Source organism: Microtetraspora sp. NBRC 13810 (assembly GCF_030268685.1).
GTDB lineage: Bacteria > Actinomycetota > Actinomycetes > Streptosporangiales > Streptosporangiaceae > BSRQ01.
In genome coordinates, this window is the sequence record NZ_BSRQ01000005.1 from 86,955 (window position 1) to 106,432 (window position 19,478).

At 70.6% G+C, this 19,478-nt stretch carries 14 protein-coding genes; 8 read left to right on the plus strand and 6 right to left on the minus strand.

Features of this window, described 5'->3' with window-relative positions:
• Nucleotides 1-567: 567 nt before the first annotated feature.
• A complete protein-coding gene (locus QSK26_RS12180; protein ID WP_285775178.1) occupies nucleotides 568-738 on the minus strand; it encodes a hypothetical protein in 171 nt (56 codons plus the stop codon).
• A gap of 236 nt (nucleotides 739-974) precedes the next feature.
• Here QSK26_RS12180 and QSK26_RS12185 point away from each other — a divergent pair, with 236 nt between their 5' ends.
• Complete coding sequence (locus tag QSK26_RS12185; RefSeq protein WP_285775179.1) at nucleotides 975-1,547, plus strand: DUF6292 family protein; 573 nt, start codon at nucleotides 975-977, stop codon at nucleotides 1,545-1,547.
• Nucleotides 1,548-2,033: 486 nt separating this feature from the next.
• On the opposite strand, the gene QSK26_RS12190 is transcribed toward QSK26_RS12185, so the two are convergent.
• From QSK26_RS12190 to QSK26_RS12200, 3 genes are read right to left on the minus strand one after another with little or no spacing between them, the layout of a single operon-like run.
• The gene (locus QSK26_RS12190) at nucleotides 2,034-3,989 is read right to left on the minus strand and encodes a vWA domain-containing protein (protein WP_285775180.1); all 1,956 of its coding nucleotides are present in this window, start codon (nucleotides 3,987-3,989) and stop codon (nucleotides 2,034-2,036) included.
• On the minus strand, nucleotides 3,986-4,123 hold the full coding sequence (locus tag QSK26_RS12195; protein WP_285775181.1) for a hypothetical protein: 138 nt from the start codon (nucleotides 4,121-4,123) through the stop codon (nucleotides 3,986-3,988). Before QSK26_RS12195 ends, QSK26_RS12190 begins: the two co-directional genes overlap by 4 nt.
• Nucleotides 4,120-5,529, minus strand: coding sequence for a sigma 54-interacting transcriptional regulator (locus QSK26_RS12200; protein ID WP_285775182.1), 1,410 nt, complete (start codon nucleotides 5,527-5,529; stop codon nucleotides 4,120-4,122). Before QSK26_RS12200 ends, QSK26_RS12195 begins: the two co-directional genes overlap by 4 nt.
• 210 nt (nucleotides 5,530-5,739) lie before the next feature.
• Here QSK26_RS12200 and QSK26_RS12205 point away from each other — a divergent pair, with 210 nt between their 5' ends.
• The 6 genes from QSK26_RS12205 to QSK26_RS12230 all read left to right on the plus strand — a co-directional run bounded on the left by QSK26_RS12205 (nucleotide 5,740) and on the right by QSK26_RS12230 (nucleotide 14,177).
• Complete coding sequence (locus QSK26_RS12205) at nucleotides 5,740-6,933, plus strand: FIST signal transduction protein (RefSeq protein ID WP_285775183.1); 1,194 nt, start codon at nucleotides 5,740-5,742, stop codon at nucleotides 6,931-6,933.
• A 2-nt stretch (nucleotides 6,934-6,935) separates the two neighbouring features.
• On the plus strand, nucleotides 6,936-8,051 hold the full coding sequence (locus QSK26_RS12210; RefSeq protein ID WP_285775184.1) for an ROK family protein: 1,116 nt from the start codon (nucleotides 6,936-6,938) through the stop codon (nucleotides 8,049-8,051).
• A 150-nt stretch (nucleotides 8,052-8,201) separates the two neighbouring features.
• Entirely contained in the window at nucleotides 8,202-9,911 is a 1,710-nt protein-coding gene (locus QSK26_RS12215; RefSeq protein WP_285775185.1) for an NAD-dependent malic enzyme, read from the plus strand.
• Nucleotides 9,911-11,368, plus strand: a complete 1,458-nt coding sequence (gene fumC, locus QSK26_RS12220; RefSeq protein ID WP_285775186.1) for a class II fumarate hydratase — start codon at nucleotides 9,911-9,913, stop codon at nucleotides 11,366-11,368. Before QSK26_RS12215 ends, fumC begins: the two co-directional genes overlap by 1 nt.
• Before the next feature lie 48 nt (nucleotides 11,369-11,416).
• Entirely contained in the window at nucleotides 11,417-12,631 is a 1,215-nt protein-coding gene (gene ilvA / locus QSK26_RS12225) for a threonine ammonia-lyase (RefSeq protein ID WP_285775187.1), read from the plus strand.
• 139 nt (nucleotides 12,632-12,770) lie between these two features.
• The gene (locus QSK26_RS12230; RefSeq protein WP_285775188.1) at nucleotides 12,771-14,177 is read left to right on the plus strand and encodes a M1 family metallopeptidase; all 1,407 of its coding nucleotides are present in this window, start codon (nucleotides 12,771-12,773) and stop codon (nucleotides 14,175-14,177) included.
• A 3-nt stretch (nucleotides 14,178-14,180) separates the two neighbouring features.
• Here the strand turns inward: QSK26_RS12230 and QSK26_RS12235 are convergent, their stop codons facing one another.
• Together QSK26_RS12235 and hppD are read right to left on the minus strand one after the other, a co-directional pair.
• Nucleotides 14,181-15,599, minus strand: coding sequence for a M1 family metallopeptidase (locus QSK26_RS12235; protein WP_285775189.1), 1,419 nt, complete (start codon nucleotides 15,597-15,599; stop codon nucleotides 14,181-14,183).
• Nucleotides 15,600-15,776: 177 nt separating this feature from the next.
• Nucleotides 15,777-16,847, minus strand: coding sequence for a 4-hydroxyphenylpyruvate dioxygenase (gene hppD / locus QSK26_RS12240; RefSeq protein ID WP_285775190.1), 1,071 nt, complete (start codon nucleotides 16,845-16,847; stop codon nucleotides 15,777-15,779).
• Between the two features lie 493 nt (nucleotides 16,848-17,340).
• Here hppD and QSK26_RS12245 point away from each other — a divergent pair, with 493 nt between their 5' ends.
• Entirely contained in the window at nucleotides 17,341-19,410 is a 2,070-nt protein-coding gene (locus QSK26_RS12245; protein WP_285775191.1) for a transglycosylase domain-containing protein, read from the plus strand.
• Nucleotides 19,411-19,478: the final 68 nt, after the last annotated feature.

The following is a 19,478-nucleotide window of genomic DNA, read 5'->3' on the forward strand; positions in this document are numbered from 1 at the left end:
CGGAACGTCACGGTTCCGTGGGCGGTTAATGACACGATGTCCGAGACATCCGGGTCAGGTGGCCGGTATGGCGTCTGGGGCGAGCCGCTGGTGTGGGGTGTCTGGGGGGTGGGGGGCGTCGGGGGTGCGGCGCTGGGATGTCGGTGTCGGACCGCTGGCGTGGTGTCGGCCATCTCGGACACCCCCCACCGGTCCACCCAGACACCACACCGGCCATCCGCCCCTCGGCGTCGGATCCACCCCGCTGGCGGTCCAGCTCGGTGTCTCAAACACCACTTCCGTTCATCCGCCCCTCGGCAACGGCTCCACCACGCTGGCATCCGCCTCTGCGACTCAGGCACCGCTTACGGCCATCCGATCCCCGGCATCGGATCCAGCACGCTGGCAGTCCGCCTCGGCGACTCGGACACAACTCCGCCAGTCCGTCCCTGACGGCGTCTCAGGAGACACACCAGCGGCCCGATCCATGCGCCCCAGACACCAACCCCGGCGACCCGAACGACTGCACCTGGCAGCCCGACCCCCACGCCCCAGTTGGCTGCCGGGGTGGTCTCTGAGGTGTCCGGGTCAGGCCGGCGGCAGGGGTTCCAGGGGGTGGGCGTTGTGCAGGGGATCGGTTGGGGTGATCTTGGCGGTGGGTGTGCGGGGCTTTCTGGTACGGGAGAGCGAGCCCAGGCACATTTCGTAGGACAGGCACGTGATCGAGATCGCCGCGAGGATGACGATCAAGGCGATCATCCGGTTCCCTCCTTTCGCGGCGTGTGACCGGCCGGAGAATGTTCCCCCTGTTGAGATGCGTCACCATCGGGATTTGTTCGCGGTCGGCGGTCGTGGATCCGCGGATTCGCGCCGGAGCACAGGTCGCCGGTGAGTAGGATCACTCACGGGTTCGCTCACCGGTATTGAGCGTTTGGAAACACGATCATGGGCGGGTTTTGCCCGCCGTGGCACTAGCACTAGGGGGTGCCGATCCCTTGACGGTCAAGCACGTCGAGCCGTTCACCGACGAGTGGCGGCAGCAGCCGGGCTCCTACCTCAGGCAGGTGGTCGAGGCCCTGGGCGGCGAGGTCGACGACTGGTGGGAAGGGCCGTGCGACCCCCGCCGAGCCACCGTCCGCCTGACCGACGGCACCTTCCTCATCTGGGACGAGGAGAGCGGCTGGCGCCACGGCACCGCCACCGACGAAGCCCACACGAGCTCTGACACGCACACGACCGCTCCCATGCACGCGGCTGCTTCCGCGCACACGGCCGCTTCTGCGCAGATGGGCTCTCCCGTGCACGCGGCTGCTTCCGCGCAGGCGGCTGCTTCCGCGCGGCCGATCGCTTCCGCGCAGACGGTCGCCCCCGCGCTGACCGGCGTACGCTACCTCGGCGGAGGCGTCCTGCCCCGCCCCGACCGGGTCCCCGCCGCCCTGGCCGACGCCCGCGCCGGAGTCGGCAACAGCACCGCCTGGCGCCCCTGCTACCGCTCCCACCGCCGCTGCCACGACGGCTTCGACCTCGCCTTGGCCGCCTACACCCCACACACCTACGCCACCTCCTGATCCCCTCACCCCCACCCGCCCCGGTGACCACGCCACCTCACCCCGCTGCCCAAAGGTGATCCCTCCTGGGCACCGCTCGAAGACGCCGGGTCCCGCCGTCCCACCTCTCGCCGTCGCGGCGCCAAGGAGGGATCAGGGATCGTCTTTGGGCGGCGGGTCGGAGGTTGTACGGGTGGTCGGGTAGCCGGGGCCCGAACAACTTGGTGTGGTGCCGCTCAATGGCGTCGGGTGTTGCCGTTTACCTCTCGTCGTTGATTCGGTTGCTTGATTGCACGTGCGGCATCCAACCTGCTGCCTGCAGGTGATCCTTAGCCCTCCTGGGCGCCGCAACGGTGAGACGTGGGGCGGTGGGACCCGGCGCCCCTGAACGGTGCCGCGCCGAGAGGTCAGGGAGGGGGCTTCCGCTGGGGTGGCCGGGGGAGGCGGTTTGTGGGGGTGGCGTGGGGGGGGACGGCCCTGTGGTGGAGGGCCGTCCCGGGGGAGGGGTCAGCGGGCTCGGCGGGCGCGTAGGAAGTCGCTGACGACGTACTCGCCGAGGCGGTCGGCGCTTGGTGAGAAGACCCGGCCGCCGTTGCGGCGTGCCACCTCGTCCACGAAGTCCTTGAGGCGCTCGTCGGCCGCCAGCATGAAGATGTTGAGAGTGGCCCGGCGCCGGGTCATCTTGTCCACCTCGGCCAGCGTGAGCTCCAGTGTCTCCGCGGAGGGCGGCCACTCGAAGGCCGACCTGCCGTTGCGCAGCAGGTGCGCGGTCGGCTCACCGTCGGTGACCACCAGGACGACCGGCTCGAAGTCCGGATGGCGGTCGAGGTGGCGGCCGGCGATGAGGAGCGCGTGGTGCAGGTTGGTGCCCTGCACCATGTCCCAGTCGAGCCCGGCCAGCTCGTCGGGCGCGAGCACGCGGGCGTAGTTGGAGAAGCCCACGATCTGCACGGCGTCCTGCGGGAACTTCGAGGCCACCAGCGCCTGGAGGGCCAGCGCCGTCTGCTTGGCCGCCGCCCAGGTGCCGCGCAGGGCCATCGAGTAGGACAGGTCGACAAGCAGGCAGACGGCCGCCGCCGTACGCCGCTCGGTCTCGGCCACCTCGAAGTCGTCCACCGACAGCCGGACGCCGCCGCCGTCGCGACCGGTGCCCCGGCGCACGCCGTTGACCACGGTGCGCACCACGTCGAGAGGCTGCTCGTCACCGAACCGCCACGGACGGGACGAACCGGTCAGCTCGCCCGCCGCGCCCGCGTCACGCTGGTCGTGGTCGCCGCGACGGCCGGAGTCGAGGCTGGCGAAGACCCTGCGCAGCGCCGTCTCGCCCAGCCGGCGGACCGCCTTGGGGGTGAGCTCCAGCTTGCCGCGCTGGCGCCGCAGGTAACCCTGCTGCTCCAGCTCGCGCTCGATCTGCTTCAGCGCCTCCATGTCGTCGACCGCTGACCGGCCGAGGGCCCGCCGGATCGCCGCCTCGTCCACGTCGTCGAGCCGCGCGCCCGGGTAGTCCTGGCGGAGGGCGGCTTCGAGCTGGGTCAGGTCGGAGAGCTCCTCCAGGGCGGTGACGGCGTCGCCCATCCCCATCGGGTTCTCTCCGGAGAGCCGCTCCGGGGTGTTCCACGCCAGATCGGGACGGCGGGCGTAGAGCGACTCGCCGAGCCGGCGCATCTGCTCGGACAGGCCGGCCTGCTCCAGCGTCTGGTCGATCAGCCCGGCCAGCTCGGCGCGCTGCTCCGGGGTCAGCGAGGCGAGCATCCGCTGGGTGGCGGCGGCCCGGCGGGCGAGGATGTCGACCAGCTCTTCCAGGTTGCGCGGCTGCTCGGGGAACATGTCCCCGTACTCGCCCATGAACCTGTCGAAATCCTCCTGGGTGTGCTCGCCCCGGGCGTCACGGTCGAGCATGTCGTTGAGCGCGGTCATCATCTCCCGCACCCGCTCCATCGCCGCCGGGTCGGGGTTGGCGAGAGCCTCGCGCATCCCCCGGAACTGGCTGTCCAGCACCTCCCGGCGGAGCAGGTCGCGCAGCTCCTCGTAGGTCTGCCGCGCGGCCTGCGAGCGCCACTGGTAGTCGCTCAGCGACCGGATCGCGCTCGCCGTGTCGTCCGGCAGCGTGTCCAGCTCGGCCTCGCGCATCCGCGCCTCGTCGGAGGGGTCGGGGAACAGCTCCGCCCGCTCCTGGCCGATCGCCTTGTCCAGCAGCGCGCGGGCCCGCTCAAGCGTGCCGTCGAGCCGGCCCCGCTCGCGCAGCTCGCGCCGCCGCCGCCGGATCTCCTTCAGCAGGTCGTCGAGCCCGCGCCGGTCCGGCGCCCCGGGCAGGCCGCGCCTGAGCAGGTCGCGCAGGGCGCTCATGGGCGTCGATCCGGACAGGATCGCGTCGCCCATCTCGTCCAGCGCGGCCCGCACGTCGTACGGCGGCGCCAGCGGATCCGGGCCGTCGTGATACTCGCCGTAGCGGTAACCGCTCATGAAGCCTCCTGCCCCATGCCCAACCTGCCGGACACCGTGACGATGACCGTGGCGTCGCCCTTGGTATCGACCGTGGCATCGACCCTGGCGACGGCAGCCACGGTGTCACGGAAGCCGAAGGTGTGTCGCGTCACGTCCGGTAGACCGAGTTGCCCTCGACGTCGTCCTTGGACAGGCGGCGCATGAGATAAAGCCCTTCCAGCGCGAACTCCAGCGCCGCCGCCGCGTGACCGGGGGACTCCTCGCCCGCTCCCATGCCCAGGTTGGACATGATCTTGGACAGCCCGGTGACCGGGCCGATCCGGTGCAGCAGCTCGGCGGCCGGGATCATCTCGCCCGACTCCACCTGCACGCCCTCGTCGAACTTGTCGAGCAGCACGGAGAGATCCATCCCGCCGAGGGTGTGCCGGAACGTCTCGGCGACGGCCCTGCGCAGCAGGTGGGACAGGATCTCGATCTCCCTGCCCTCCTCGCTGACCTCGAACTCGACCTTGCCGCGCAGCGTGTGCACGGACGAGGGCAGGTCGCACACCCGGGTGACGGCCCGCTCCTCGCCGGTCAGCGCCGCCCGCCGTACGGCGGAGGCGGCGGCGGTCTCGGCGGCGGCGATGGAGAACCGGGCCGAGACGCCCGAGCGGGAGTCGACTGCGGTGGACTCGCGGACCAGCCGGGTGAACCGGGAGATCACCTCGACGAGGTGGTCGGGCAGGTCGGCCCCCAGCTCGGACCAGCCGAGCTCGGCCTCCTGCCTGATCAGCCGGAGCTCGGTGTCGAGGTCACGCGGGTAGTGCGTGCGGACCTCGGCGCCGAAGCGGTCCTTGAGCGGGGTGATGATGCGCCCGCGGTTGGTGTAGTCCTCGGGGTTGGCGCTGGCGATGAGCAGGATGTCCAGGGGGAGACGCAGGTTGTAGCCGCGGACCTGGATGTCGCGCTCCTCCAGCACGTTGAGCAGCGAGACCTGGATGCGCTCGGCGAGGTCGGGCAGCTCGTTGACGGAGAAGACGCCGCGGTTGCTACGCGGGACCAGGCCGTAGTGGACGGTCTCCGGGTCGCCCAGCGTGCGGCCTTCGGCGATCTTGATGGGGTCGACGTCGCCGATGAGGTCGCCGACCGAGGTGTCGGGGGTGGCGAGCTTCTCGCCGTAACGCTCGTCCCGGTGCTTCCAGGCGATCGGCAGCTCGTCGCCCGTGCTCTCGGCGAGCCGGCGGCAGCGGACGCAGGCCGGCGCATAGGGATGGTCATTGATCTCGCAGCCGGCGACGACCGGGGTCCACTCGTCGAGCAGGCCGGTCACGGTACGGATCAACCGGGTTTTACCTTGTCCGCGCTCGCCCAGCAGGACCAGGTCGTGACCGGCCAGCAGGGCGCGCTCCAGATGCGGCAGCACGGTGTCGTCGAAGCCGACGATCCCGGGGAACCTCGTCTCGCCGGCACGCAGCCGGGCCAGCAGGTTCTCACGGATCTCAGCCTTCACCGTGCGGTGGATATGACCGCTCTGGCGCAACTCACGCAGAGTGTGGAGCTCTGGGATTTGATGCACGGGTTCGAGACTACGTCCCCAGGCGGTAATCCGGCAGCCCGATTGGCCCACAGTCCGTCTCGTCCGCAAACGACGGATCCTGACGATTGCGTGACGATTGGCGTGCGTGTATGCCCGCACAGTGGGGAGAATCGGGCCAAGGGGACAGCCCATATCGGTGGGTAGGGGTACCCAGGTTAGGGTGGGACGGCTCAATGGGAGGCGAGACGCGTGGCACTCTTGACTAGTCGCTTCGCCGACGGCCTCGCCGTGGGATCGGATCTGTCCGCCGCCGCCGAGACCGCGGTCGGACAGGCGCTCGCCGGGTTGAGCGGCCCGGCCGACCTGGTGTGTTTCTTCATCTGCGGCGAGGACCCCGACGACGTGGTCAGGGCCGGCCAGCGCGCCATGACCCTGGCCCCCGGAGCCCATGTGATCGGCTGCAGTGCCACCGGCGTGATCGGCGACGCCCGCGGGGTGGAGCTCAGCTCCTCCGTCAGCGCCTGGGCCGCCACGCTGGGCAGCGCCCGGGTGACGCCCTTCGCGCTGGAGACGCTGCGCGCGGAGGACAAGTTTGTCGTCGTGGGGCTGCCGGAGCGGAGCCATGACGACCAGGTGGCGATCCTGCTGGCGGATCCCTACTCGTTTCCCACCGACGCCTTCGTCGAGCGGTCCGGCGAGGTGCTCGGCGACCTGCCGCTGATCGGCGGCCTGGCCAACGGCCTGCAGGGACGCGGGTCGGTGCGACTCTTCGCCGACGGCGAGGTCTACACCGAGGGCGCGATCGGCGTCATCCTCAGCGGCCCGATCGAGGTGAGCACCGTGGTCAGCCAGGGCTGCCGGCCCATCGGCCCCACCATGGTGGTCACCCGCGCCGAGGAGAACCTGCTGCTCGAACTCGCCGGACAGCCCGCGCTGGCCCGGCTGGAGGACATCGTCAGCGACCTGGAGGAGGACGACCGCGAGCTCGTCGCCTCCGGCCTGCAGATCGGGCTGGCGATGGACGAATACGCGGAGCGGCACGAGCGGGGCGACTTCCTGATCAGGGGGGTGCTCGGCATCGACCCGGACCGGGAGGCCGTGGCGGTCGGCGACGTGATCGACATCGGGCGGACCGTGCGGTTCCAGGTGCGGGACGCGGAGACCGCCGACGAGGACCTCTACGAGCTGCTCGACGCCCACCGCGAGGAGTTCGGCAGGGTGGACGGGGCGCTGCTCTTCGCCTGCAACGGGCGCGGATCGGCGATGTTCGGCACGGCCGACCACGACGCGCTCGCGCTGCGCGACACCCTCGGCCCGATCGGGGTCGCCGGGTTCTTCGCGGCCGGTGAGGTGGGCCCGGTCGGCGGGCAGAACCACGTGCACGGCTTCACCGCCTCCATCCTCGTCTTCTCCACCCGCGGGACCGGCTCCTACGATCGGTGACCGTGAACGATCAGAAGCCGGTGCTCGCGATCGACATCGGCGGCACCAAGTTCGCCGCCGGACTCGTGGATCGTACGGGCGGGCTGACCGCCGCCGTGCGGGTGCCGACCCCGCCTGGAGGTAACGCGGAAGCCCTGTGGAAAACCCTGTCCGACCTGCTCGACGAGGTGGCCGGCGACAACGGTCCGGCCGGGGTGGGGGTCGGCTGCGGCGGTCCGATGGCCTGGCCGGAGGGCGTGGTCTCGCCGCTCAACATGCCAGGCTGGCACGGCTTCCCGCTGCGCGAGCGGCTCGCCGAGCGGTATCCGGGGGTGCCGGTGCGCATTCACAACGACGCCGTCTGCGTGGCCGTCGCCGAGCACTGGCAGGGCGCCGGGCGGAGCGGCGGCGACACCCGCGACGACAGCATCCGCGGTGGCAACACCGGCGGCGGCAACACCGGCGGCGGCAACACGGGCGGCGACAGCCGCGGCGCCGACAACATGATCGGGATGGTCGTGTCGACCGGTGTGGGCGGCGGGCTCATCCTCAACGGCAGGCTGATCGACGGCGGCACCGGCAACGCCGGGCACATCGGGCACATCATCGTCGAACCGGACGGCCCGGAGTGCGGCTGCGGCGGGCGCGGCTGCCTGGAGGCGGTCGCCCGCGGCCCGGCCCTCGCAGCCTGGGCCGTCTCCCAGGGCTGGCAGCCGAGCGCGACGCCGTACGCGGGGACCACGGGGACCGTGGGGACGGCCGGGATGGAAGGGGCCGCGGGGGCGGCGGGGTATGAGGAGGCCGGGCAGGCGACCGGGCGGCGGCTGGCGGCGGACGCGGCGGCGGGGGACGCGGTCGCGCTGGCGGCGATGCGCCGGGCGGGCCGGGCGCTGGGCCTGGCGATCGCCTCCGCCACCCACCTGTGCGACATCGACCTGGTCACCATCGGCGGCGGCCTCTCCCAGGCGGGCCGGCTGCTCTTCGACCCGCTGGAGGAGACCCTGCGCGCGCACGCCCGGATGGGCTTCGCCCGCCGGGTCCGGGTGGTTCCCGCCGCGCTCGGCCAGGACGCCGGGCTCATCGGCGCCGCCGCCCTCCTGCTGGTCGGCCACCGCTACTGGTCCCCAACGACCAATTAAATGCCGAAAAAAGAGATTTATCACCGTTTGGGTGTGTGTGTCGTCGCAGGGGGCAAGGGTGAGATCGCTCGGCGATGACCGCCGGGGGCCATCGTCGTACGGGCACGGAGTTGGGGGACGACGATGTCGCATGCCAGACGACCGACCAGGGTGAGCAGGGGCTTCGCGGAACAGGACGACGGCAGTTACACGACGGCCGCGCGGGGTCTCGGGATCCTCCACGAGCCGCTGCTGAACAAGGGGACCGCGTTCTCCAAGGAGGAGCGGGCCGACCTCGACCTCGACGGGCTCATCCCGCCCGCCGTCGAGACGATCGAGGAGCAGGTGCGCCGGGTCTACGCGCAGTACCGGGCGCAGCCGTCCGACCTGCTGAGGAACGTCTACCTGGAAGGGCTCCGCGACCGCAACGAGGTCCTGTACTACCGGCTGCTCAGCGATCACCTCCGGGAGATGCTGCCGATCGTCTACGACCCGGTCGTCGCCCAGGCGATCAAGGCGTACAGCCAGGAGTACCGGCGCCCGCGCGGCGTCTACCTGTCCATCGACGACCCCGGCGGGATCGAGAAGGCGTTCGAGGACCTCGGGATGGGTCCTGAGGACGTCGATCTGCTGGTGGCCTCCGACGCCGAGGAGATCCTGGGCATCGGCGACTGGGGCGTCGGCGGGGGAGCCGGCATCGCGGCGGGCAAGCTGGCCGTCTACACGGCGGCGGCCGGCATCGACCCGGCCCGGGTCATCCCGGTCGCGCTGGACGTCGGCACGGACAACGAGGCGCTGCGCAACGACCCCGCCTACGTGGGCAACCCGCACGAACGCATCCGCGGCCGGCGCTACGACGAGTTCATCGACGCCTACGTCCGGGCGGCCACCCGGATGTTCCCGATGGCCATGCTGCACTGGGAGGACTTCGGCCCGTCCAACGCCCGCCGCATCCTGGAGCGGTACACCGACGAGATCCCCACCTTCAACGACGACATGCAGGGCACCGGCGCGATCGTGCTGGCCGCCATGCTGAGCGCGGTCAAGGTGTCCGGGCGGGCGATGCGCGACCAGCGGATCGTGATCTTCGGCGCGGGCACGGCGGGCTGCGGCATCGCCGACCAGCTCCGCGACGCCATGGCCAGGGACGGCCTGGACCGCGACACCGCGACCCGGCGGGTCTGGGCGGTCGACAAGCAGGGCCTGCTGACCGATGACATGTCCGATCTGCGGGACTTCCAGATGCCCTACGCCCGCCCCGCCGCCGAGGTGACCGGCTGGCACAGGGACGAGCGCGGCCGCATCCGGTTGGAGGAGGTCGTCCGGCAGGTCAAACCGACCATGCTGCTGGGCACCTCCACCGTGCACGGCGCCTTCACCGAGGACGTCGTCCGGCAGATGGCCTACGACGGGAGCCGGCCCATCATCTTCCCGATCTCCAACCCGACCGAGCGGATCGAGGCCGTGCCGGGCGACCTGCTGCGCTGGACCGACGGCCGCGCCCTGATCGCCACCGGCATCCCGATCGAGCCGATCACCTACAAGGGCGTCACCTACACCATCGGCCAGGCCAACAACGCCCTGCTGTATCCGGGGCTGGGCCTCGGCGTGGTGGTCTCCAGGGCGCGGCGGGTGAGCGCGGGGATGCTCCAGGCCGCCGCGGAGGCGGTCGCCGGGCTGGTGAACGCCTCGCTGCCGGGCGCGTCGCTGCTGCCGCAGGTGGACAACCTGCGCGAGGTCTCGGCGGCCGTCGCGGTCGCCGTCGCCGAACGGGCCGCCGTCGAGGGCCTGGCCCGCACCGAGATGCGCGACACCGTACGGCAGGTGCACGAGGCCATGTGGCAACCGGACTACCACCTGATCAGGGCCGTGGAGGAGTGATGGCGGGCAACGCGCGGGGACCGCAGGTCAGGGACATCCCCATCGGGCTGGACGCGCACGGCACCAGGACGGAGAGCGACTCGCTCGGCGAGATCGAGGTGCCCGCGGACCACTACTGGGGCGCGCAGACCCAGCGGTCGCTGATCCACTTCGACATCGGCGACGACCGCATGCCCAAGGCCGTCTACCACGCTTACGGGTACGTCAAGAAGGCCGCGGCGGCCGTCAACGCCGAGGCCGGCCGACTGCCGCGGTGGAAGGCGGACCTGATCTGCCGGGTCGCCGACGAGGTGATCGCCGGTGAGCTGGACGCGGAGTTCCCGCTCTACGTCTGGCAGACCGGGTCGGGCACCCAGTCGAACATGAACGTCAACGAGGTGATCTCCAACCGGGCGATCCAGCTCGTCGGCGGACGGCTCGGCGGCAAGGACCCGATCCACCCCAACGACCACGTCAACATGGGGCAGTCGTCCAACGACACCTTCGTCACGGCCATGCACCTGGCCGCGGTGCACGCGATCGACAAGATGCTGATGCCCGCGGCGGCGCACCTGTGCGACTCGGCCAACCGCAACAGCCGCCGGTGGGCGCACGTCGTCAAGATCGGCCGCACCCACCTGGAGGACGCCACCCCGCTCACGGTCGGCCAGGAGTGGTCGGGGTACGTGGCCCAGCTCCAGGACGCCATCGAGTACCTGACGATCACCCGGGCCGGCCTGTACAAGCTGGCCGTCGGGGGCACGGCGGTCGGCACCGGCCTGAACGCGCCGCCCGGTTTCGCGGACGAGGTCGCCGAGCGGCTGGCCCAGCTCACCGGTCACCCGTTCATCAGCGCGTCGAACAAGTTCGCCGCCCAGGCGTCGTGCGACGCGCTGGTCCGGGTGTCCGCGGCGCTGCGGGCGCTCGCGGTGTCGTTGTTCAAGTTCGCCAACGACATGCGCTGGCTGGGGTCGGGGCCGCGGACCGGCATCCACGAGCTGCTGCTGCCGTCCAACGAGCCGGGCTCGTCGATCATGCCGGGCAAGGTGAACCCGACCCAGGCGGAGGCGATGCTGATGGTCGCCATCCAGGTGGTCGGGAACGACACCGCCGTCTCGATGGCGGGCGCCGAGGGCAACTTCGAGCTGAACGCCTTCCGGCCGGTCATCATCAGCAACGTGCTGCACTCGATCCACATCTTGTCCGACATGATGGATCATTTCCGCACTTACCTGGTGGAAGGCGTACGGCTCGACAAGGCCACCCTGAAGGAGAACATCGACCGCTCGATCATGATGGTGACCGCGCTGAGCCCGGTGATCGGCTACGACCGGGCGGCGGCGATCGCGCACCGCGCGCTGGACGAGGGGCTGACCCTCAGGGAGGCCGCGCTCAAGTCCGGGGTGAGCGAGTCGCTGTTCGACCAGGTGGTCGATCCCGAGCGTCTCACCAGGCCGGGCGCGGCCGACTCGCGCTGAGGAGCGGCCGACCGCGTCCCGTCCGGACGGGAGTGGGAGACTTGGCGCATGTCTCAGCCTCAGGTGACGTACGAGGACGTCGTGGCCGCCCGCGAGGTCCTGTCCGGCGTCACGGTGCAGACCCCGGTGCTGCACTCCCGGCTGCTGTCCGAGCTCATCGGCGGCCAGGTCTTCCTCAAGTGTGAGAACCTCCAGCGCGCCGGATCGTTCAAGGTCCGCGGCGCCTACGTGCGGATCGCGGGGCTGACCGAGGAGGAGCGGGCCAGGGGCGTCGTGGCGGCCAGCGCGGGCAACCACGCGCAGGGGGTCGCGCTCGGGGCCGGGCTCGTCGGGGCCAAGTCCACGGTCTACATGCCGGAGGGCGCACCCCTGCCCAAGGTGGCCGCGACCAGGGCGTACGGCGCGGACGTGATCTTCGCCGGGCAGACCGTGGACGTCGCGCTCACCGCGGCCAGGGAGCACGCCGAGCAGACCGGCGCGGTCTTCATCCACCCCTTCGACCACCCGCACGTGATCGCCGGGCAGGGCACGATAGGGCTGGAGATCCTGGAACAGCTCCCCGACGTCGGCACGATCGTGATGGCCATCGGCGGCGGCGGGCTGGCCGCCGGGATCGCGCTCGCGGTGAAGTCGTCGCGGCCGGGGGTGCGGATCGTGGGCGTGCAGGCCGAGCGGGCCGCCGCCTACCCCGCCTCGCTCGCGGCCGGGCACCCGGTCATGGTCGAGCCCGCCTCCACGATGGCCGACGGGATCGCGGTCGGCAGGCCGGGCGAGCTGCCGTTCGACCTGATCCACTACCTGGTGGACAGCGTGGTGACGGTCACCGAGGAGGAGATCTCCCAGGCGCTCGTGATGATCCTGGAACGGTCGAAGCTCGTGGTGGAGCCGGCCGGGGTGGCCGGGGTCGCCGCGCTGCTCGCCCATCCGCACGCCTTCGAGCCGCCGGTGGTCGCGGTGCTGTCCGGCGGCAACATCGACCCGCTGCTGCTGTCCAAGGTGCTCAGGCACGGCCTCGCCGCCGCGGGGCGCTACCTCGCCTTCCGGGTACGGCTGGCGGACCGGCCCGGCGCCCTGGCGACCCTGCTCGGCAGGCTGGCCGAGCTGGGCGCCAACGTGCTGGAAGTGGTGCACGAGCGGGTCGGCTCCCGGCTGCACTTCGACGAGGCCGAGGTGCTCTTCCAGGTGGAGACCAAGGGACCGGCGCACTGTGACGAGGTGCTGGGCGCGCTGCGCCGCGACGGTTACAAACTCATCTTCGGCTGAACACCGTTCGGTTGCGTGCGCGGCGGCGGCCGGGCGCCTGCTGCTACAGTTCGATCTTCCCTGAGTACCGTGCGGGAAGCCGTGCAGCGCCCGCCGTACTACCGGGTCCCCTGAGATAGTCACAGCACCGGAGTCCGCCATGCGCCCACGCGTACCCACGACGATCGCGGCCATGGCCGCCACCGCCGCCCTGCTCGCCCCCACCGCCGCCACCGCCGCCACGACCGGTTCCGGCGCGGCGTTCGCGCCGGGGTCCTCCGGGCTCGGGGACCCCTACTTCCCGCTGGCCGGCAACGGCGGATACGACGCCGTGCACTATGACCTCGACCTGGACTACACCCCCTCCTCGCGCAAGGTGGTCGCCACCTCGACCATGCGGGCCACGGCCACCCGTGGCCTGTCCAGGTTCAACCTGGACTTCCAGGGGCCGAAGGTCACCAAGGTGCTGGTCGACGGGCGCAAGGCGAAGTTCCGGCGGGACGGGCAGGAGCTGGTGATCACCCCGGCCCGGCCGATCCCGGACGGCCAGGACTTCAGGGTCGCCGTCTCCTACGCGGGCCCGCTCGCCCCGATCAAGGACGCCGCCCTCGGCGTCTACGGCTGGGTGCCGACCGCCGACGGTGCCGTCGTGCTCTCCCAGCCGGACGGGGCCCGCTCGTTCTTCCCGGTCAACGACCACCCCAGTGACAAGGCGTCCTACCGGGTCAGGCTCACCGTGCCGGCCGGCCTCACCGGCCTGGCCAGCGGCGAGCCGGTCGGCGAGGTCAGCACCGCCAAGGGCCGCAGCACCTCGGTGTGGGAGTCCAGGGAGCCGATGGCGAGTTACCTGCTCACCGTCGCGATCGGGAAGTTCCGGGTGAAGAGCGGCTACAACACCGGCGTCCTCAACATCACCGCGGTGGATCCCAAGCTGAGCAGGAGCGAAGGTCTCCTGTACGACACCACGGAGAAGGTCACGAACTGGGCGAGCGACAAGTTCGGCACGTACCCGTTCTCCTCCACCGGCGGCATCCTGGATGACGCCAAAGTGGAGTACGCGCTGGAGACCCAGACCAGGCCGGTGTACGACAGCAAGTATCCCGAGGACGGGCTCGTCGTGCACGAGCTGGCCCACCAGTGGTTCGGCAACAGCGTCTCGCCGGCCTCCTGGAAGGAGATCTGGCTCAACGAGGGCTTCGCCACCTACGCCGAGTGGATGTGGGCGGAGGAGCACGGCGGCGACACCGCGCAGCAGGCGTTCGACCGGTACTATGCCCGGCCGGCCGGCCACGCGATGTGGAAGAAGCCGCTGCCCGGCGACCCGGGCCGGGCCGGCATGTTCGCCGGCTCGGTGTACACCCGGGGCGCGATGACCCTGCACGCGCTGCGGCTGACCATCGGCGACGAGGCGTTCTCCGAGCTGCTCGCCGCCTGGGCCACGAAGTACCGGCACCGCGACGCGACCACGGCCGACCTGGTCGCCCTGGCCGAGGAGATCTCCGGCAGGCAGCTGGACGACCTCTTCACCGCCTGGCTCTACACGGCGGGCAAGCCCGACCGGCCGTGACGCTCACCACGACTCCGGACGCCTGGGCTGGTACAGCCAGGCGTCGAAGAGCCCGTCGAGCTGCTTGCCGGAGATCTTCTCGGCGAGCGTGACGAACTCGTCCGTCGTGACGTTGCCGTACTTGTGCTGGTCGGCCCACGTGCGCAGGAGCCGGAAGAAGGCTTCGTCGCCGATCCGCTGGCGCAGGGCCTGCAACGTCATGGCGCCACGGGTGTAGACGGAGTTGTTGAACAGGTCGTCGGCCCGCGCCTTGCCCGGGGGGTATTTCCACATCGGGTCGCTCTTGGCGGCATAGTGCCGCTTGAAGATGCTGTCGACGGTGCCCCTGCCGGTGTGCTCGCTCCACAGCCACTCGGCGTAGGTCGCGAAGCCCTCGTTGAGCCACAGGTCCTTCCACCGGGAGATGCTCAGGCTGTCGCCGAACCACTGGTGGGCCAGCTCGTGGGCGATGATGTCCTGGTCGGGGTCGAAGCCGCCGTAGATGGGCTTCGTCTGGTTCTCCAGCGCGTAGCCCGCGGCGTAGTCGTCGACGACGCCGCCGGTGGAGGAGAACGGGTAGGGGCCGAAGACCGTGCTCCAGTAGTCGGTGATCTCACCGGAGAGCCGGTAGACCCGGTCCAGCGAGGCGCGATATTTCGGGTCCACCGCCGCGAAGTTGGGGATGCCGGACGCGGTCTTGCCCTCGCGCAGGTCGAACTTGCCCAGCGTCATCGTGGCGAGGTAGGTCACCATCGGGTGTTTCTCGCGCCAGGTCCAGGTGGTCTTGCCGTCGGCGGTCTGCGGCTTGGCGGTCATCTCGCCGTTGGCCAGCGCGGTCACGCCCTGCGGGACGGTGATGGAGAAGTCGAAGCTCGCCTTGTCGGCGGGGTGGTCGTTGGCCGGGAACCACGTCTTCGCGCCGTTGGGCTCACAGGTCACGAAGGCGCCGTCGGCGGTCGGGATGAACCCGTACAGCCCGAGGTTGCCGGAGTCGCGCATCGGCTTGGGCTCCCCGCCGTAGCGCACCTCGACCTGGAACGGCGCCTTGTCCTTGATCAGCGTCTCCGGCGAGACGGTCAGCTCGGTGCCGCTGCGCGAGAACCGGGCCGGCGTGCCGTCGACCTTCACCGTGTCGACCTTCAGGCCGGACAGGTCGAGGTTGAACCGGGACAGCCCCTGGGAGGCGGTCGCGTCGATGAGGGCCACGCCGTTGAGATGCTTGGCGGCCGGGTCGTAGGCGAGTTTCAGCCCGTAGTGGCGCACGTCGTAGCCGCCGTTGCCGTCGTGCGGGAAGTCGGGGTCGCCGATGCCGGCCGCGCCGGCCGTGCTCGTGTTCGGCGCGTGGGAGGCGACGGTCCCGCCCGGGGCGCCGCCCGCGGGCGGGACCACCCCGCCTCCCGTGGTCGCCGCACAGGCGAGCGTGCTGGCGAGTGTGACGGACACCGCGAGTGTGAGCCGGCCGATACCCATGAGCCGTGAGTCCCCCTTCTTGGGCCCGGGGCATGGGTGTGCCGAGCCGCAGACGAGCCGTTGACTCGCAAGACTACGCGAGGTGTCCGACCTGGTCAGGCAACTTCGAAAAGCGTTTTCATGCCCTTTCCGGGTGCCTGGGAGGGTTCGTCAGAGGTTGCCGCGCCGCTCCTGTTCGCGCTCGATCGCCTCGAAGAGCGCCTTGAAATTGCCCTTTCCGAAGCCGAGCGAGCCGTGCCGTTCGATCAGCTCGAAGAAGACGGTCGGCCGGTCCTGAACGGGTTTGGTAAAGATTTGCAGCAGGTAACCGTCGTCGTCCCGGTCGACCAGGACGCCCCGCCGCCGCAGCTCCCCGACCGGGACCCGCACTTTGCCGATGCGGGCGCGCAGATCGGGGTCGTCGTAGTAACTGGCGGGCGTGTCCAGGAACCGCACGCCCGCGGCCCGCATGTGGTCCACCGCCGTCAGAATGTCGCCGGTGGCCAGCGCGATGTGCTGCACGCCCGGCCCGCCGTAGTAGTCGAGGTACTCGTCGATCTGTGACTTCCTCCTGCCGGGGGCGGGCTCGTTGAGCGGGAATTTGATCTTCCTGGTGCCGTCGGCGACCACCTTCGACATGAGCGCCGAGTAGTCGGTGGCGATGTCGTCGCCGACGAACTCCGCCATGTTGGTGAAGCCCATCGCCCGCCGGTAGAACTCCACCCATTCGTCCATCCGGCCCAGTTCGACGTTGCCGACGCAGTGGTCCACGGCCTGGAAGAGCCGCTTCCCCGGGGCCACGAGAGGATCGGCGGCCACGAATCCGGGCAGGTAAGGACCGTGGTAGCCGTCCCGGCAGACCAGCGTGTGCCTGGTCTCGCCGTACGCCGCGATGGCCGCGAGCACGACCCTGCCGTGCTCGTCCTCCAGTTTGTACGGCTCCGCCAGCCCGCGGGCCCCGCCGGCCAGCGCGAACCCGTAGGCCGCCGCGACGTCGGGCACCTCGATGGCGAGGTCGATCACCCCGTCGCCGTGCGCGGCCACGTGCCGGGCCAGGCCGGTGCCCGCCCGGACCGGGCCGCGCAGCTCGAACCGGGCCGAGCCGGAGGTGAGTACGTAGGAGACTTCGTCGGGACTGCCGTTCTCCGGTCCCCGGTAGGCGACGAGTCGCATGCCGAGCGCCGTCGAATAGAAGTGCGCGGCCTGCCGGGCGTTGCCGACGGCGAAAACCACGGCGTCCATTCCACGCACGGGGAAAAGATCAGCCATACCCTCTACCCTCGAGTCGGTTCTCCGTTTTGTGCAACAGTGTCCGGGAAGTCTGGACAATTCGGACAGTGGGCTTTCGGAAAATTGGTGATATCTGTACAACTCGGCGATCGGCCGGCTCACAGAGGTCGCGCGAATCCGATCATCTTCGCGGTTCGCGGTCTCGCCGATGATCGAATTCGACACGCCGCCGTCATATCGGGTGCCGCCGCTCGTCGCGGATGCCGCACGACACGCGGGGAGATGGACGTACCATCCAAGTGGAGGTCCCGAGCACCGTTATCGATCGTTTACCCTTAACGTCCGCCTAGTCGTTCGGGGATCGGCTGCGGAAAATGCGATCGGGGGGTTGCACGTGGGAAACGGCGCGGATAAAGGTGTGCCGGGGCGGCAGGCCCTGCGAATACTGCCCAGACGGCGATTCCTCCGCCGTCTGCTGATCGCCGTCGGAATCGCGATCATTTCCTTGATCGCCGTTTTCGGCGTCGCCTGGGCGATGACCCCCATCCCCGACGCCTCCCAGACGGCTGTCGCCCAGGGCTCCGTGATCTTCTACCGCGACGGCAAGACCGTGCTGGCCCGCCAGGGCGAGAACCGGAAGAACGTCAAGCTCGCGGAGGTCCCCAAGTACGTCAGGGACGCCGTGATCGCCGCCGAGAACCGCACCTTCTACCAGGACGAGGGCGTCTCGCTGCGCGGCACCGCGCGCGCGGTCTGGTCCACCGTGAGCGGCCAGCAGCTGCAGGGCGGCTCCACCATCACCCAGCAGATGGTGCGCAACTACTACAGCGGCCTCAGCCAGGAGCGGTCGATCACCCGCAAGATCAAAGAGATCATCGTCGCCCTCAAGGTCGACCGGTCCCGCTCCAAGGACTGGGTGCTGGAGCAATACCTCAACACGATCTACTTCGGGCGCGGCGCGTCCGGCATCCAGGCCGCCAGCCAGGCCTACTTCGGGGTGGACGTGGGGAAGCTCACCGTGGCGCAGGGGGCCTACCTCGCGGCCGTGATCCAGCAGCCCTCCCGGTTCGCCGAGCCCTCCGGGGCCAACCTCAAGGCCGCCACCGAGCGGTGGAAGAGCGTGATCAACGCCATGCGCCAGACCGGCGCCCTCACCGCCGCGCAGGCCGCCGAGCAGCGCTTCCCCAAGCTCAACAAGGCAGTGAGCACCCTCATCCCCAAGGGCCAGGAGCACTACATCGTCGACCAGGTGGAGGCCGAGCTCAACCGGCGCGGCTACAGCGACGAGGACATCAACCAGGACGGCCTGAAGGTCACCACCACCTTCGACAAGAAGCTGATGACCGCCGCCGAGAAGGCCGTCAACTCGGTGCTGCCCGACGACACGCCCAAGGAGGTGCGCACCGGCCTGGCCGCCGTCGACCCGGCGACCGGCGAGGTGATCGCCTTCTACGGGGGCCGGTTCAAGTCCTCGCAGTACGACAACGCGTTCTCCGCCAAGGTGCAGGCCGGTTCGACGTTCAAGCCCTACACGCTGGCCGCCGCGCTCCAGGCCGGCCTGCCGCTGTCCACCCGGGTCAACGGCAACTCCCCGATGACCGTCGCGTCCGCCTCCACCCCCATCCCGAACGAGGGCGGCACCTCCTACGGCATGATCAACCTGGTCACCGCGACCCAGAACTCCGTGAACACCGCGTTCGTGGACCTCGGCCAGAAGGTCGGCCTGGACAACGTCGCCAAGCTGGCCGAGGCGGCCGGCATCCCCAAGGCGCAGATCGACCCGCACCGGAGCGCGGCCACCTTCCCGCTCGGCGTCGCCTCGGTGAGCGCGGTGCAGCAGGCGTCCGGCTTCGGCACCTTCGCGGCCAACGGCGTCCACCACGAGGCGCACGTCATCCGCTCGGTCACCGACGCCTCGGGCCGGACCACCGAGATCAGGGCCAGGACCGACCAGGCGTTCAGCGAGCAGACCGCCGCCGACGCCACCTACGCGATGACCCAGGTGGTCAAGGCCGGGACGGGCACGTCGGCGCGGCTCTACGACCGCCCGGTGGCCGGCAAGACCGGCACCAGCGACGAGTCCGCCGCCGTCTGGTTCGCCGGCTTCACGCCGCAGCTCGCCACCGCGGTCAACATGTTCCGCGACGACAACAAGACCGTCTCCGTCCCCGGCTACGGCGACCTGTACGGCGGCACCCTCCCGGCCCGGATCTGGCAGGCGTTCATGACCGAGGCCATGCGCGGCAAGCCGGTCAAGGAGTTCCCCGAGCCGTCCGAGTACGGCTACGGCCCCTACTGGAACCCGTACGACTCCTGGCGGGACGAGCGCGACGAGGAGCCGGTCGCCCCCGACGAGCGCCCGACCGAGAGCGGCGAGCCGGCCGAGCCGGACCCGCAGCCGACCGGCACGGAGGAGCAGCCCCCCGAGGAGGAGTCCCAGCCGCCCTTCGACGACCCGGGCTTCGAACAGCAGGAGCAGGCCCCCGACGACGGCGGCGGCCCCGTCGAGCAGGCGCCCGACCAGCCGCCGGCCGAGGACCAGCCGCCGACCGACCTGCGCCCGCCGGCGGGCTGACCCCGGGAGTCCTTCCGGGGCTCCCCGCGAGCCGCGGCCGAGGTTATGGTGGCGGATCTCGGAGGGGT